This window comes from Micromonospora sp. NBRC 110009, assembly GCF_030518795.1.
Classification (GTDB): Bacteria; Actinomycetota; Actinomycetes; order Mycobacteriales; family Micromonosporaceae; genus Micromonospora.
Map to the genome: position 1 here is coordinate 4,728,390 of NZ_CP130427.1, position 14,569 is coordinate 4,742,958.

The 14,569-nt window shown below is 68.6% G+C and carries 14 protein-coding genes; 13 read left to right on the forward strand and 1 reads right to left on the reverse strand.

Annotated features, from left to right (window positions below; genetic code table 11):
• Window positions 1-206 precede the first annotated feature (206 nt).
• The 13 genes from Q2K19_RS22435 to Q2K19_RS22495 all read left to right on the forward strand — a co-directional run bounded on the left by Q2K19_RS22435 (window position 207) and on the right by Q2K19_RS22495 (window position 13,688).
• Entirely contained in the window at window positions 207-965 is a 759-nt protein-coding gene (locus Q2K19_RS22435) for an ABC transporter substrate-binding protein (protein ID WP_302763466.1), read from the forward strand.
• A 6-nt stretch (window positions 966-971) separates the two neighbouring features.
• Complete coding sequence (locus Q2K19_RS22440; RefSeq protein ID WP_302763467.1) at window positions 972-1,874, forward strand: amino acid ABC transporter permease; 903 nt, start codon at window positions 972-974, stop codon at window positions 1,872-1,874.
• Complete coding sequence (locus Q2K19_RS22445) at window positions 1,874-2,635, forward strand: amino acid ABC transporter ATP-binding protein (protein ID WP_302763469.1); 762 nt, start codon at window positions 1,874-1,876, stop codon at window positions 2,633-2,635. The genes Q2K19_RS22440 and Q2K19_RS22445 overlap by 1 nt, the downstream gene beginning before the upstream one ends.
• Window positions 2,636-2,639: 4 nt before the next feature.
• Window positions 2,640-3,602 carry an agmatinase gene (gene speB, locus Q2K19_RS22450; RefSeq protein ID WP_302763471.1) on the forward strand — a complete coding sequence of 321 codons (963 nt, stop codon included), beginning with the start codon at window positions 2,640-2,642 and terminating at the stop codon, window positions 3,600-3,602.
• The gene (locus Q2K19_RS22455; RefSeq protein WP_302763472.1) at window positions 3,595-5,193 is read left to right on the forward strand and encodes a thiamine pyrophosphate-binding protein; all 1,599 of its coding nucleotides are present in this window, start codon (window positions 3,595-3,597) and stop codon (window positions 5,191-5,193) included. The genes speB and Q2K19_RS22455 overlap by 8 nt, the downstream gene beginning before the upstream one ends.
• A 5-nt stretch (window positions 5,194-5,198) precedes the next feature.
• Window positions 5,199-6,602: an FAD-binding oxidoreductase gene (locus Q2K19_RS22460; protein WP_302763473.1), complete on the forward strand. Its 1,404-nt coding sequence runs from the start codon at window positions 5,199-5,201 to the stop codon at window positions 6,600-6,602.
• 812 nt (window positions 6,603-7,414) lie between these two features.
• Window positions 7,415-8,710 (forward strand): extracellular solute-binding protein, encoded by a 1,296-nt coding sequence (locus Q2K19_RS22465; RefSeq protein ID WP_302763474.1) that lies wholly within the window; start codon window positions 7,415-7,417, stop codon window positions 8,708-8,710.
• Complete coding sequence (locus Q2K19_RS22470) at window positions 8,707-9,651, forward strand: carbohydrate ABC transporter permease (RefSeq protein WP_302763475.1); 945 nt, start codon at window positions 8,707-8,709, stop codon at window positions 9,649-9,651. Before Q2K19_RS22465 ends, Q2K19_RS22470 begins: the two co-directional genes overlap by 4 nt.
• A 38-nt stretch (window positions 9,652-9,689) precedes the next feature.
• Window positions 9,690-10,469, forward strand: coding sequence for a carbohydrate ABC transporter permease (locus Q2K19_RS22475; protein WP_302763477.1), 780 nt, complete (start codon window positions 9,690-9,692; stop codon window positions 10,467-10,469).
• On the forward strand, window positions 10,466-11,314 hold the full coding sequence (locus Q2K19_RS22480; protein ID WP_302763478.1) for an ROK family protein: 849 nt from the start codon (window positions 10,466-10,468) through the stop codon (window positions 11,312-11,314). Before Q2K19_RS22475 ends, Q2K19_RS22480 begins: the two co-directional genes overlap by 4 nt.
• Window positions 11,311-12,048 (forward strand): GntR family transcriptional regulator, encoded by a 738-nt coding sequence (locus Q2K19_RS22485; protein ID WP_302763479.1) that lies wholly within the window; start codon window positions 11,311-11,313, stop codon window positions 12,046-12,048. Before Q2K19_RS22480 ends, Q2K19_RS22485 begins: the two co-directional genes overlap by 4 nt.
• A 23-nt stretch (window positions 12,049-12,071) precedes the next feature.
• Window positions 12,072-12,836, forward strand: a complete 765-nt coding sequence (locus Q2K19_RS22490) for an SIS domain-containing protein (RefSeq protein ID WP_302763480.1) — start codon at window positions 12,072-12,074, stop codon at window positions 12,834-12,836.
• 162 nt (window positions 12,837-12,998) lie between these two features.
• Window positions 12,999-13,688: a hypothetical protein gene (locus Q2K19_RS22495; protein WP_302763481.1), complete on the forward strand. Its 690-nt coding sequence runs from the start codon at window positions 12,999-13,001 to the stop codon at window positions 13,686-13,688.
• Here Q2K19_RS22495 and Q2K19_RS22500 read toward each other — a convergent pair.
• Window positions 13,675-14,511, reverse strand: coding sequence for an IS5 family transposase (locus Q2K19_RS22500; RefSeq protein WP_302763482.1), 837 nt, complete (start codon window positions 14,509-14,511; stop codon window positions 13,675-13,677). The two genes, Q2K19_RS22495 and Q2K19_RS22500, sit on opposite strands and share 14 nt — an antisense overlap.
• Window positions 14,512-14,569: the final 58 nt, after the last annotated feature.

The following is a 14,569-nucleotide window of genomic DNA, read 5'->3' on the forward strand; positions in this document are numbered from 1 at the left end:
GTTGTCTCCTATGAAACCCCCCCCCAACATTGGAGATCATCATGCGGCTCCGTCATCTCGTACTGGCCGGTGTTCTCGCCACCGCGACCGCGGTCTCCGGTTGCGCCGCCCCGGACGCGGCCGGCCCCGCCTCCGCTCCAACGAACGGCGCCGGGGCGCCATCCGCCACCGCTCCGACGCTCACCAAGGACGACGCGATCGCCGCGATGCTTCCGGACGCGATCAAGTCCGCCGGAACGGTGCGCGTCGCGTCCGGGGTGAGCTTCCCGCCGATGGAGTTCTTCGACACCGACAACAAGACCGTCGTCGGCTTCGACGCTGACCTGGGCTCGGCTCTCGGGCAGGTGCTCGGAGTGAAGTTCGACTTCCAGAACACGAACTTCGACGGCATCATCGGCGGCCTCAACGCCGGCCGCTACGACCTGGCCCTCACGAGCATGATCGACAAGAAGGCGCGCCAGGAGACGGTGGACTTCGTCGACTACCTCAACTCGGGCGTCACCTTCATGGTCGCCAAGGGCAACCCCAAGGGGCTCAAGGACAAGCTCGACCTGTGCGGCAAAACCGCCGCGGTCGAGAAGAGCTCGACCGGCGACCTGTCCGTCGACGACATCACCAAGGAATGCACTGCCGCAGGCAAGCCCGCGGTGAACAAGCAGCCCTTCCCCGACCAGGCCAGCGCCGTCCAGGCGCTGCAGTCTGGCCGCGCCGACGCGGTGGTCGCGCTGGACCTGACGCTGGCCTACAACGTCAAGACCTCGCCCGAGGCGTTCCAGGTGGACGCGAAGCCCTTCGGCACGCTGCCGGTCGGCATCCCCGTGCCGAAGAACAACCCCAAGCTGCGCGACGCCGTGCAGGCCGCGCTCAAAAAGGTGATCGACTCCGGCACCTACGATGCGCTCCTGGCCAAGTGGAACCTTCAGGACCAGGCACTCAAGGGCGCGCCGCTCAACACCGGGCAGTGACCGGCGATGACCAGCGAGACCATCACCCCGACCGGGGCGAGCCACGCGGACGAGCCTGTTGTCCGGCTGCGGCACCCCGGTCGGTGGGTCGCGGCCGCGATCCTCGCCGTCCTCGCGGCGATGTTCGTCCACTTCGTCACGACCTCGCCCAAGCTCCGCCTTGACCTGGTGATCGGCTACCTGTTCGAGAGGTCGATCCTGCGTGGGCTGCTGTTGACCCTTGAGCTGACCGTCGTCGCGATGGTCGTCGGCGTGGTCCTCGGCACGGCGCTCGCGATGATGCGTCTGTCCCACAACCCGTTGCTGCGCGCGGTGGGCGCCGGGTACATCTGGCTGTTCCGAGGCACGCCGATCCTCGTACAACTGCTCTTCTGGTTCTTCCTCGGGACCGTGCTCCCGCAGATCAGCATCGGCATCCCCTTCGGGCCCTCGTTCGCCAGCGTGCCCACCAACACGTTGATCACGCAGTTCACCGCTGCGATTCTCGGGCTCGGCCTGAACGAGGCGGCGTACATGGCCGAGATCGTCCGGGCCGGAATCGGTTCCGTGGACCGCGGGCAGACCGAGGCGGCTCACGCCCTCGGCATGAGCCCCTGGGTCACCTACCGACGGGTGGTGCTGCCGCAGGCGGCCCGACTGATCGTCCCACCGACCGCGAACGAGACGATCTCGATGCTCAAGCTGACCTCGCTTGTCCTGGTCATCGGGCTTCCCGAACTGATGACGACCGCTCAGCTGATCTACGGTCGCAACTTCCAGCAGATCCCGCTGCTCATCGTCGCGAGCATGTGGTACCTCGTGCTCACCACCGTGCTCACCTTTGTGCAGACGCGAATCGAGCGGCGGGTGAGCCGGGGCATGGGGTCCGTCGCCCGCAAACGCATCCGACTGTCGATCGGAGGCCGCTGATGACCGCCATGGTCGAGGCACGCCGGGTGCGCAAGTCCTACGGCGACAACGAGGTGCTCAAGGGCATCGACCTGTCGGTCGCCGCCGGCGAGGTCGTATCGCTGCTCGGGCCGTCCGGATCGGGCAAGAGCACCTTCCTACGCTGCATCAACCACCTCGAGTCCATCGACGGCGGCGAAATCAGCGTGAACGGCCAGCTCGTGGGCTACCGGCGGCACGGCGGGAAGAAGTACGAGCTGCGACCGCGCGAGGTGGCGGCGGCCCGGCGGGATGTGGGCATGGTGTTCCAGCGGTTCAACCTCTTCCCCCATCGCACGGCGCTGGAAAACGTCATGGAAGCCCCCATCTACGTCAAGGGTGAGAGCCGGGAGGGCGCCCGGTCGTACGCCCTCGAGCTGCTCGACCGGGTTGGCCTGGCCGAGCGCGCCGCCGCTTACCCCGCTGAGCTTTCCGGAGGTCAGCAGCAGCGGGTGGCCATTGCCCGCGCCCTGGCGATGAAACCGCGGCTGATGCTCTTCGACGAGCCGACGTCGGCGCTCGATCCCGAACTCGTTGGCGAGGTGCTCGACGTGATGAGGAACCTCGCCGCCGACGGGATGACCATGATCGTCGTCACCCACGAGATCGGGTTCGCCCGGGAGGTCTGCGATCGGGCGATCTTCATGGACGACGGCGTCATCGTCGAACAAGGCAGCCCCGGTGAGGTTTTCGGCAATCCCCAACACCGCCGTACCCAGGCGTTTCTCTCGAAGGTGCTGTGAACAGATGACCGTCACCCCACATCGCGGACCGGTCGACGCCACCGTCACCCCCCGGTACGGTGGCCCGTCCACGTTCGCGCGGCTGCCCAGGATGGATGAGGTCGACCGGGCGGATGTCGCGATCGTCGGCGTCCCTTTCGACTCCGGCGTCAGCTACCGCCCCGGCGCGCGGTTCGGACCCGGGCATGTTCGCGCCGCGTCCAAGCTGCTACGCGACTACAACCCGGTCCAGGACATCGAACCGTTCGCCGTGCAGCAGGTCGCGGACGCCGGAGACATCGGCTGCAACCCCTTCGACATCGCGGAGGCGATCCGCCAGATCGACGAGGGTGCGAGGGCGATCGTCGGCACCGGCGCCAAGCTGATGACCATCGGCGGAGACCACACGATCGCCCTGCCGCTGCTGCGGGTCATGCACGAGCTGCACGGGCCGGTGGCGGTCGTGCATTTCGACGCCCACCTGGACACCTGGGACACCTACTTCGGTGCGCCGGTGACCCACGGCACGCCGTTCAGACGCGCCAGCGAAGAGGGCCTCATCGACCGGGCGGGCAGCATGCACGTCGGCATCCGCGGTCCGCTCTACTCCCGCAAGGACCTCACTGACGACGGCGTGCTCGGCTTTCAGGTCATCGGCTCGCACGACATGGACGACCTCGGCTGGCGCGGTGCGGTCGACCGCATCAAGGCGCGGGTGGGGGACCGGCCAACCTACGTCTCGCTCGACATCGACGTCCTCGACCCGGCCTTCGCCCCCGGCACCGGCACGCCCGAGGCCGGCGGCCTGACCAGCCGGGAACTGCTCAACATCCTGCGCGCCTTCGGTGAGCTCAACCTCGTCGGTGCCGACGTCGTCGAGGTGGCTCCGGCGTACGACCATGCGGAGATCACCGGTATCGCGGCCGCGCACGCGGCGTACGAGCTGATAAGCGCGATGGCCGCCGGCCAGCGGGGTACCGGTGCGTGAGCAGGTGACCGGCGGCGCGGCCGTCATCGATTCGCTGGTCGCGCACGGCGTTCGCGACGTGTTCGGCATCCCCGGGACCCACAACCTCGAGCTCTACCGCTACCTGCCGGCCTCCGACATCCGGCACGTGGTCACCCGGCACGAACAGGGCGCCGGCTACGCCGCAGACGGTTACGCCAGGGTCGGCGGACGACCGGGAGTCTTCATCACCACCTCGGGTCCCGGCATCACCAACGCCGTCACCGCGCTGGCGACCTCGTACGCCGACTCCGTGCCGACCCTGGCCGTCTCGCCCGGACCGCCCCGAGGCACGGTGGGCGCCGACGTCGGCTGGCTGCACGAGGTCAAGAATCAGCAGGCCGCGCTCGAGGCGGTGTGCGGACGCAGCATCCGCGTCGAGCACGCCGACGAGATCCCCGAGGTCGTCGCGGCGATCTTCGAGCAGTTCGCCACCGGTCGTCCACGCCCGATCCACCTCGAGATTCCCGTCGACGTGCTGGAGGGCGAGTGGAACCGCCGGCCTGCTCCGGTGCGCAGTCTGCCGGCGCCGGTGCGGCCCGGTCGCGCCGCGATCGAGGCCATCGCCGTCGCGATCGCCGCTGCGAACCGCCCCGTCGTCCTCGCCGGTGGCGGCGCACGCCGGGCAGCCGGCGAGATCCGCGCCATGGCGGAGTATGGCATCCCGGTTCTCACCACAGTCAACGGCAAGGGCGTACTCGACGAGAGGCACCCGGCGGCGCTCGGTGCCGCCGTACGGCTGAAGGCCGCGCGGGACGTGGCGGACGAGGCCGACGTGCTGCTCATCGTCGGCAGTGAGGTCGGCGACGCGGACCTCTGGGGCGGGACGCTGAGGCCCGGCGTCACCGGGGAGCGGATGGTCATTCGGATCGACCTCGACCCGGCCCAGATGCACAAGAACGTCCAGGCCGATCTGGCCATCGTCGGCGACGCCTCCGCGGTCCTCGGCGACGTGTTGGAGGTGTTGCGGGACAAGGGGATCGGACCACGACCAGTCGAGCCGCTGCAGGCGCACCGCGATGCGATCGCGGCGGCGGCGGACCGCGACGCGGGACCGTGGAAGCCCATCCAACGCGCGCTCGCCGCCGCCCTACCGGCCGATACGGTCGTCGCGGGGGACAGCTCGCAGGTCACCTACTACGGCACCGTGCACCACTGGCCCTTCACGCCCGCCAACAGGTTGCTCTACCCGACCGGCTACGCCACTCTCGGATACGGACTTCCGGCGGCGATCGGGGCGAAGCTGGCAGCCCCTGACCGCCCGGTCATCGGCCTTTTCGGTGACGGCGCGGCGATGTTCAGCATCCAGGAACTCATCACCGCGACCGAGCAGCGGCTGGCCCTGCCGATCGTGATCGTCGACAACGGCGGCTACGCCGAGATCCGCGAGCAGATGGTCGAGCGCGGCATCACTCCCCAGGCGGTCGACCTGTACCGGCCCGACATCCCCGCCCTGGCGCGTGCGATCGGCGCCCACGGTGTCGTCGCCACCACCGCCGACGACATCGCTCGGCTGGCCTCGCAGGCACTCACCGCCGACCGCCCCACCGTGATCCACCACCAGGTCGGGTAGGACCCGTGGGCGATGTCCAAGCCGTGCTCGCCCAACTCGCGGCCGAACTCGGACCCGGGGCCGTCCTGACCGATCCGGACGTGGTGCGCACATACTCGACGGACGCGGCCCGCTTCTGTCCCGTCGGCACCGCGGCGGGATTGGTGCGGGTCCGCTCCACCGCCGAGGTGTCCACCGTTCTGCGCCTGGCCTCGCAGCACCGCGTCCCGGTCGTGCCGCAGGGCGCGCGCACCGGACTGGCCGGTGGCGCGAACGCGATTGACGGTTGCCTGCTGCTCAGCCTCGAACGGATGGACCAGATCCTGGCCATCGACTCGGCCGAGCAGATCGCCGTGGTGCAGCCCGGCGTCGTCAACGCGGCGCTCTCGGCCGCGGTCGCCGAGAGGGACCTCTACTACCCGCCGGATCCGGCGTCCTGGGAGAGCTCGACGATCGGCGGCAACGTCGCCACCAACGCCGGCGGGCTGTGCTGCGTGAAGTACGGCGTGACCGGTGACTGGGTACGCGGCCTGGAAGTCGTCCTCGCGGACGGCTCGGTGCTGCACACCGGCCGGGCGACCGCGAAGGGAGTGGCGGGGTACGACCTCACCCACCTCTTCGTCGGCTCGGAGGGGACGCTCGGAGTGGTCACCGAGGTGACGATGAGCCTCAGGCCCAAGGCGAACACGCCGTTGACCGCGGCCGCGATCTTCACCGACATCGGAGCGGCATGCACCGCGGTCAACGACTACCTGAGCAGTGGCGTACGGCCATCGCTGCTCGAGTTGATGGACGGACCGACCATCGAGGTCGTCTCGGCGTACCGAGAGCTCGGGTTTCCGCCGGGGACCGAGGCGGTCCTCATCGCCCAGTCCGACGACGAGCATCGGGCCGCCGCAGACCTCGATGCGTTCGCGGAGGTTTGCCGGCGGGTGGGCGCGGACGAGGTCGTCGTCGCGGACGATCCCGCCGAGGGAAAGCTTCTGATTGAGGCGCGCCGGCTGGTCGGGCCCGCGCACGAGTCGGTCGGCACCGACCTCGTCGATGATGTCTGTGTCCCGCGCCCCCGGCTCGCGGATCTGTTGCGCGGCGTGGCGCGGATCGGCCACGAGTACTCCGTCCTGGTGACCTGTGCCGGCCACGCTGGCGACGGCAACATGCACCCCGCAGTCGTCTTCGATCCTGCCGACGAAGACATGACGGCTCGGGCGCTGGAGGCGTTCGGCGCGATCATGCGCCTCGGTCTCGACCTCGGCGGAACCATCACCGGGGAACACGGCGTCGGACTGCTCAAACGCCTCTGGCTCGAGGCGGAGCTGGGGGAGGTGGCGCTCGCCGCTCACCGGTCCATCAAGCAAGCGCTCGACCCGCTCAACATCCTCAACCCCGGCAAAGTCCTGAGCATGGGCGAGAGCCTGAGCCGAAAGTGAGGCCCGCTGGACCGGGGTGCTGGCGGTGGTACCAGGGCAACGAGAAACCTTCAGGATCAACGTCGGACCGACAACTACGCGATCGCCCCCCGTGACGAGCACTTCCGGTACCGGGCGCCCACCTTCGTCGACCCTGCCCTTGCCGAAAACGTCGTCCGCGCAGGTCACGCAGCGTGCTCGTACTCGTGGAGGATGCCGCCGAGGCGATCGCGTCTTCGTACGTCGAGGTGGGCTACCTTGTCCGGGTCGGCGACCTGCGGGGGCAACGGGGACAACAGGCGTCCGGAGGCCACGCTCCTTCATCGCATCAGAGTGGGTGCGGCGTCCTGCTTCACACGGAGCGCTCAGCCATTTTGGTCATCGGTCGATGCCGTTCTATGTCGCCTGGCCGGCGAGTATGCGCAGGTCAGGGCGGTAAGGAGCTGCTGGATGGCCCGGCCTTGCATCTGTGAGCAGATTGGGGGGCAACTTGCGGAAGTGGTCACTACGGCCGAAGTGCTCACCGAGGTCGGACAGGAGCAGAGGGCTCTGACCTGCGGTGATTGCGGGCGAGCGCTGCGGTGCCTGATCGGTGTCGGTCACGGCACCCGCCGCACGTTCATCGACTGTGAACGCACCTCGAGCCGACCCTCAGAGGCAGGACGAGGGTCTACCCGTGCGTCGCGCAGCGCTTGCCGGACCGGGGCACAGAGGGGAGCAGTCAGGGGATTCCCGAACATCGAAAGTTGTTATAACGTCCTGCCAATCTATCGATGCGAGCCTTCGGAACGGGAGGCGAGATGACATTGAATGGTTCCCGGACGCTACGGGCGGTGTCCGCGACGGCGGTGGCCCTTATCGTCGCGGCCAGCGCCACGGCCTGCGGCAGCGACGGCGGTTCGGGCGGGGGCGGCGATAAGCAGACGATCACGTTCCTGACCCACTGGTCCCCGGATCAGGTCAAGATGTTGGAGGACGCGGCCGCGTCCTACGAGAAGACACATGACAAGGTCCATGTGCAGGTCCGGGCAGTGCCCTTTGCGAACCTGCTGAGCACCTTGCGTACGCAGGGCGCCTCGCCCAACGGCCCGACGATCGCGAGCATCTATGACCTGTGGTTGCCCGAACTGGTCCGCGACAAGATCGCGGCGCCCGCGCCGGAGAAGTACGCCGGCGACGTGCAGTCGAACTGGCCGGCCAATCTAGTCGAGGACGTCACCAAGGACGGCAAGCGCTACGGCTACCCCAACGAGGTGGACCTGTACGCGCTGAACTACAACAAGAAACTCTTCGCCGACGCTGGCATCAGCGCGCCGCCGAAAAACTGGGCGGACTTGGAGGCGGCGTCCGCCAAGCTGGCGAAGGCGGGCCAGCAGGGTCTCGGCGTCATCACGAGCTGGCCGGCGGGCGTCGTGCACCCGTTCCTGTCTCTGGTGGCCTCCAACGGCGGCCAGTTGCTCGACGGCACGACCCCGAAGCTGACCGATCCCAAGGTGACCGAGGTCGCGGAGCTCTACAAACGGCTCGTGGACAGCAAGGCCACGGTTGCGGCGATGAGTCAGGCCAACGCGAACACGACCGGGCCGTACCTGGACAACTTCGTCAACGGCAAGACCGGCATGATCATTATGGCGAACTGGTGGCAGGGTTCGCTCAAGCAGTCCATGGGCGCCAAGTACAGCGACGTCGGCGTCGCCCCGGTCCCCGTCGGGCCGTCGGGTTCGAAGTCGTCTGCCATCTCCTACTCCTGGTTGACAGTGGTCGACGCGAAGGCCACGCAGGCGAAGCAGGAAGCGGCGTGGGATTTCCTCGCGTGGCTCAACGGTCCGGAGTCGGGCAAGGCGGGTTCGTCGGCCATGGCCGACATCCTGATGTCGATGGGCATTCTCCCCAGCCGCAACAGCGACCTGAAGGCGCATGAGGCACAGCTCTCCGACCCGTTCCTCAAGGTGTACGTCGAGCAGTTGCCGAACGCGACCCCGTTCCCCACGGTGCTCGGCGGTGAGCAGGCGTCACAGGTCATCCAGAAGCACGTCGAGGACATCGTGTTCGGCAAGGCGTCGCCGGCCGACGCGATGCGTGCCGCGCAGGACGAAGCCGCAGCGGCGTTGCAGAAGGCCAACGGGTGACCCTGCTGCAGGTGGCCCGGCGCCGCGGTGCTCGGATGCACCGTGGCGCCGGGGTGCGCCGCGCTGCTCCTGCGCATCGCGGCGCCGCGACGCTATTCCTCTCGCCGGCACTGCTCGTGATCGGCGCCTTCGTGCTCGTGCCGCTCGGACTCACCGTGTGGATCAGCCTGCATGAGTGGTCGATGTATTCGCCGCTGGGCGACATGACCTGGGTAGGGCTGGACAATTATCGATCGCTGTGGACGAGCGGCGACTTTCGCGGCTCGCTGTGGCGCACGTTTCTCTACGGCCTGATGGTCGTGGGTGGCACGCTACCGCTGGCGTTCCTCCTGTCCCTCCTGCTCTACTTTCCGACCGCGCGCGGGCGGAACGTCGTGCGGGCGATCCTCTTCAGCACGTACGTGATCCCGACCGTCGCCGTCGCGCTCGTGTGGGGTGCCCTCTACGCACCGGGTTATGGTCCGCTCGACCAGATCGTGACGGCGCTGGGTATGCAGCCGGTGGGCTGGATCAGCGATCCCGACGTCGCCCTGCTGTCCCTCGCCCTGTTCAACGTGTGGCAGATGCTCGGCTACTACACGATCCTCCTCGTCGCCGGCCTCACCCAGATCCCCGCCGACGTGTACGAGGCAGCCCGCGTGGACGGCGCGGGGCAACTGCGCCAGACCGCCAGCATCACCATCCCGCTGCTGCAGCGCACCCTCGTCTTCGTCGGGATGATCGCCGTGATCAACGCGGTCCAGGTCTTCGACCCCGTCTACCTGCTGACCCAGGGCGGCCCGTCCAACTCGACGAACGTACTGACATTCGACATCCAGCGCACCGCCTTCCAGTTCGGCCTCGCCGGGCAGGCCAGCGCGATGGCGATAAGCCTGCTGCTGGTCCTTGCCATCCTGGCCGGTGCGCTTTCCCAGGGGCGACGTCTGGTGGGGCGCCGATGAGACGGCTCGGACGCGCCGCAACGGTGGCAGGACTCGTCGTGGCTGCCGTCTTCCCCCTGTTCCCGCTCTACTGGATGGTGCTGTCCAGCCTCAAGTCGCCAGCGGAACTGGGCGCGATACCGCCGTCCTGGTGGCCACGGGACGCCACCCTCGACGCGTACCGCACGGTGTTCGAGGCAGTCCCCTTCGGACGCGCCTTCGGCAACAGCATGCTGATCGCCGGCGTCGGGACCCTGTCGGTGCTCATCACCAGCATCGGCGCGGGTTTCGTCTTCGCGAAGTACCGCTTCCCGGGCCGGGACACACTCTTCTGGGTGCTCGTGGGCACGATGTTCCTCCCGCCGATCGTCACCCTCGTGCCGCTGTACTGGATGGTCTCCTCGCTCGGCCTGGCCGACTCGTACCTCGGCGTGTTGCTCCCGTGGCTCGCCAACCCCTTCGGCATCTTTCTCATGCGCCAGTTCTGCGCCGACGTGCCCGATGAACTCATCGACGCCGCACGCGTGGACGGTGCGGCCGAGTGGCGAATCCTGGTACGGGTCGTGTTGCCGCTTTTGAAGCCAGCCGTCGTGACGCTCGCGGTCTTCGCCTTCGTCTACTACTGGAACAGCTTTCTCTGGCCGCTGTCGATCCTGCAGAGCGACACGAAGTTTCCCGTGGTGCTGTCCTTGTCGCAGCTGCTGTCGTACGCGTCGAGCGTGCGCTACCAGTCGGTGGTGATGGCGGGGGCGCTCGTGGCAAGCCTCCCGACCATCATCGTTTTCCTGCTGGCACAGCGCGTCTTCATCCAGAACATCGCGCGGACGGGTGTCCGATGACCGCGCTCGGCGTCGATGTCGGTGGCACGTCCCTCCGCGTCTGCTCCGAACGCGGCTTGGTGTCCACGGCTGCTGTCCCGGGCGGTTACGACGACCTGCTCGAAACGGTGACCCGGATGGCGCCGCGCGGTCTCCTGAACGCTGTCGTGGTGGGGCTTCCCGGCGCGACGAGCCCCGCCGCACCGAGGTGGGTACCGTCCCTGCCCTGGTTGGACGGCCGGCCGCTGGCGGCCGACCTCGGCGCGCGGCTCGGCGGTGCTCCCGTGACGTTGGCCAACGACGCCCAACTCGCGCTTCTTGCCGAGGTGCGAGAAGGGGTCGCGCAGGGAGCTCGAGACGCGGTTCTCGTCTCGGTCGGCACCGGCGTCGGCGGGGCGATCATGAGCGGCGGCCGGATCATCCGCGGCGCCCACGGTACGGCCGGAGCATTCGGCTGGCTGCCTGCGGCGGGAATCGAGGCGACCGCCGACCACGGGGCGCTGGAACTCGCGGCTGCCGGCACGGCGCTGGACCGGCTCGCCGGCCCGAACCTGGCGGGGCGCGATCTGATCGCGTCTGCTTGTTCGGGTGATTCAGCCGCGCGGGCGGCGGTGGACGGTTGGGCGGGTGCTCTCGGTAACGGGATCGCTGCCCTCGCGTCCATCCTCGACCCCGACTTGGTCATCATCGCCGGCGGGCTGTGCGAGGCGTTCGACGCATACGCCGAGCCGCTGCGAGCGGCGGTTCGTCGCGCGGGCAGTCCGGACGCCCGGGCGGTGGCCGTCGTGCCCGCGGGCCTCGGCGCCCACGCCGGCGCGCTCGGCGCGCTCTTCGCCGCAGACTGCGAGGTCGGGGTGTGGTCGTGACCGCCCGGCCGCCAGACGTGTCGAGCGGGGTGCCCCTGCACAGGCAGGTGGAGGACGACCTCCATCGGCGGATCACCGCCGACGAGTGGCGCCCAGGGGAGCGGATCCCGGCCGAGGAGCAACTCTGCGAGACATACCGGGTCAGCCGCATCACCATCCGGCAGGCCGTGGGCCGGTTGGTCAACCGGGGCCTGCTCGTTCGCGAGCGGGGACGCGGCACCTTCGTACGGAATGCAGCACTCACCGCCGGCGCGCGACACGTCACCTCCTTCACCACCGAACTCGCCCAGCTCGGCCTCATCGCCAGCGCCAAGGTTCTCCAGGTCGCCCTGGTGCCGGCCGACGAGCCGACCGCACTGGCGTTGGACATCAGCGAAGGGGAGGCGGTCGTGCTGGTGCACCGGCTACGCACCGGCGACGGGAAGCCCATCGGCCTGCAGAAGTCCTACCTGCCTGCCGAGATGTTTTCCGGCCTGGAGCGGATGGAGATCGGCGACCGCAGCCTGTACGGCCTGCTGCGTACCGAGTACGGCGCAGCCCCGACCGAGGCCATCGAAACGTTCACCGTCGGCGTGATCGAGGGCCCTGACGCGGCCCTGCTGGAGGTCGCCCCCGGCACCTGCGGCTTCTTCGCCGAACGAGTCACCTACAGCCAGCAAGGCGCGTTCGAGCGCGTCATCAGCGTCCTGCGAGGCGACCGCTACCGCATCCGCCTCGCGCTACGTAACCCGTAGGCCCGACCACCTGGAGGTCCACCGTGCCCACCTACACCCGGCGTCTGATCGAACTGCTCGACCGTTTCGCCGAGACCCAGCACGACAGGCTCGACCGGGTCGCGCAGCGTTGCGCCGACACCCTGCAGTCCGGTGGGCTGGTGCACCTGTTCGGCACCGGCCACTCCGTCATTCCCACGCTGGACGCCTTCCCCCGCTACGGCAGCTTCGCCGGCCTGCACCCGCTGACCGACCCTCGGCTGATGTGGCACAACGTTCTCGGTCCCGGCGGCGTGCGGGAGCTCCTGTGGCTGGAGCGCACCGAGAATTACATCGACAAGTTCCTCGACCACCAACCCCTCAACTCCGGCGACGTCCTTGTCGTCTACAGCCACGGCGGTCGCAACTCGGCCGGGATCGAAGCCGCCATGTACGCCGGCGACCGAGGCATCTTCACCGTCGCGGTCACCTCCTCCGAGTCGCTCTCTCGCCCCGCGGAGCACTCGTCGGGCAAGCGGTTGGCGGACGTCTGCGACGAGATGATCGACACCGGCGCTCCGGTGGAGGACGCACTGATGACGGTGGACGGCTGGGACCGGCCGGTCGGCGGCTCCTCCACCGTCATCGCCAGCGTGGTCAGCCACGAACTGGTGACCCGTACGGCGACGGCGCTTGCCTCGCGCGGAGTCGTGCTGCCGACGTTCGTCTCCCCGACCGTGCCCGGTGCCGCCCTGGCCAGCAACGACGAGGTATTCGCTGCGCACCGTGCCCGTCTCCACGCCGCCGAGGCCCGGAGGATCGAGAGCTGATTCGCGTGGACCCATCTGGCAGGGGCTTCTGGCGGTGGATGAAGCAGGGGGCGCCGACAGCTGACTGGTAATTCACCATCGACGAACCCACCGACACCGCCGCACTCCCAGCTTTGGGAGGCCACCGGCATAGCCGCGCCCTCCCGGGTCGAGTCGCATGGCATGGCCGGCCTGCTCACGCTGGGCGAACGGCAAGCGTTAGACCGACGCTTGATGGACTGGTACTACCGCGACGGCAACGGCATGCTCCTGGAATCCGCCACCCACCAGATCTTTCTCACGGCAAAACACAACCTCACCTGTCGGACCTCGCAGCTGCGCCCGACCGGCCTGATGGAACTGCTTCCCGAGACGATGTCCGGCGATCAGAAACGCGGTTGCCTCGCCATTCGGCAACTATCGCTCCTGCGTACGCAAATGAAGGTCGACATGGCGATCTACGGTCGCCCGTACGTCGCCGACCTCACCGATCACGAGGTTGCCTTCCTCCGGCAGTGCCGGATAGGCCTCCGTCGTCGCCCCTGGCGGTCGGCCATTCGGGCGGTGCCGGATCGGGAACCGCTCGGCGGCGTTGCGGCGTCAGCGCCGGACGGCGACCCGACAGACCGAGACCTCGGAGCCCCAATCGCGGCATACGCCCAGGTCAGCGATAACTACCGGGCCATCGACGACCTCCGGCTCCGGCTGCTCGCACTGCTACCACTGGCCACTGGGACTGGCCACTGGGACTGGCCTCTTGGTGCTGCTCGGCATCCGGGACGTGCCGCCGCACGTCGCGTTCTTCGTCGGACTGTTCGGGATGCTCACCACCCTGAGAGCGTGTTTGAGAGGGGCTTGATCAGGTCCAGATGAAGGTGCGCTTTGCCTGCCGTCGGGCTGGTCGGCCGCGGGTGATGCGGCGGGTCATGCCGGCGATGGCGGCCCACCTGACGATGCCTTCGGAGATTTCAGGGTGGCGTTCGTAGTCGCGGGCCAGCCGGCGGCAGGCGGTGAGCCATGCCAGGGTCCGCTCCACGACCCACCTGCGCGGGTGCACGGCGAAGCCCCGCTGGTCAGCGGGCTTGCGCACGATCTCCAGCGTGATCTTCAAGGTGTCGCGGGTCCAGTCGACGAGACGGCCCGCGAAGCCCTGGTCGGCGAAGACGTGCCGGATCGGGGTGGCCAGATAAGCGCCGAGCAGGGCGGTCTTCGCGCCGTCGCGGTCCTGCCACGACGCGGCCATCACCGCCACGGTGACCAACAGCCCGGCGGTATCGGTGATGATGAACCGTTTCCTGCCGTTGACCTTCTTACCCGCGTCGTAACCACGCGTCTGCTGCCCGACGGTGTCGGCGCCCTTGACCGACTGCGAGTCGATGATCCCCGCCGACGGCTCCGGATTCCGCCCGTCCTGCACCCGCGCCTTGACCCGCAGCGTGGCCAGCAGGTTCTCGGTCACACCGGCGTCCTCCCAGCGCACGAAATACCAGTACACCGTCTGCCACGGCGGCAGATCCGCCGGCAGGTACCGCCACGGACACCCCGAGCGGACCACGTACAAGATCGCGTTGACGATCTCCCGACGAGGGTGCTTCTCCCGCCGCCCGTCCGTGCTGGGCTCCGGCAACAACCCTTCGATCAACGCCCACTGGGCATCGGTCAGGTCCGACGGGTAACCACGACGAGGCGACGACACCCAGACACCCTGCCCGCCCCGGCGGCCATCGTCACGCCGCCACACCGTCCACACCCGA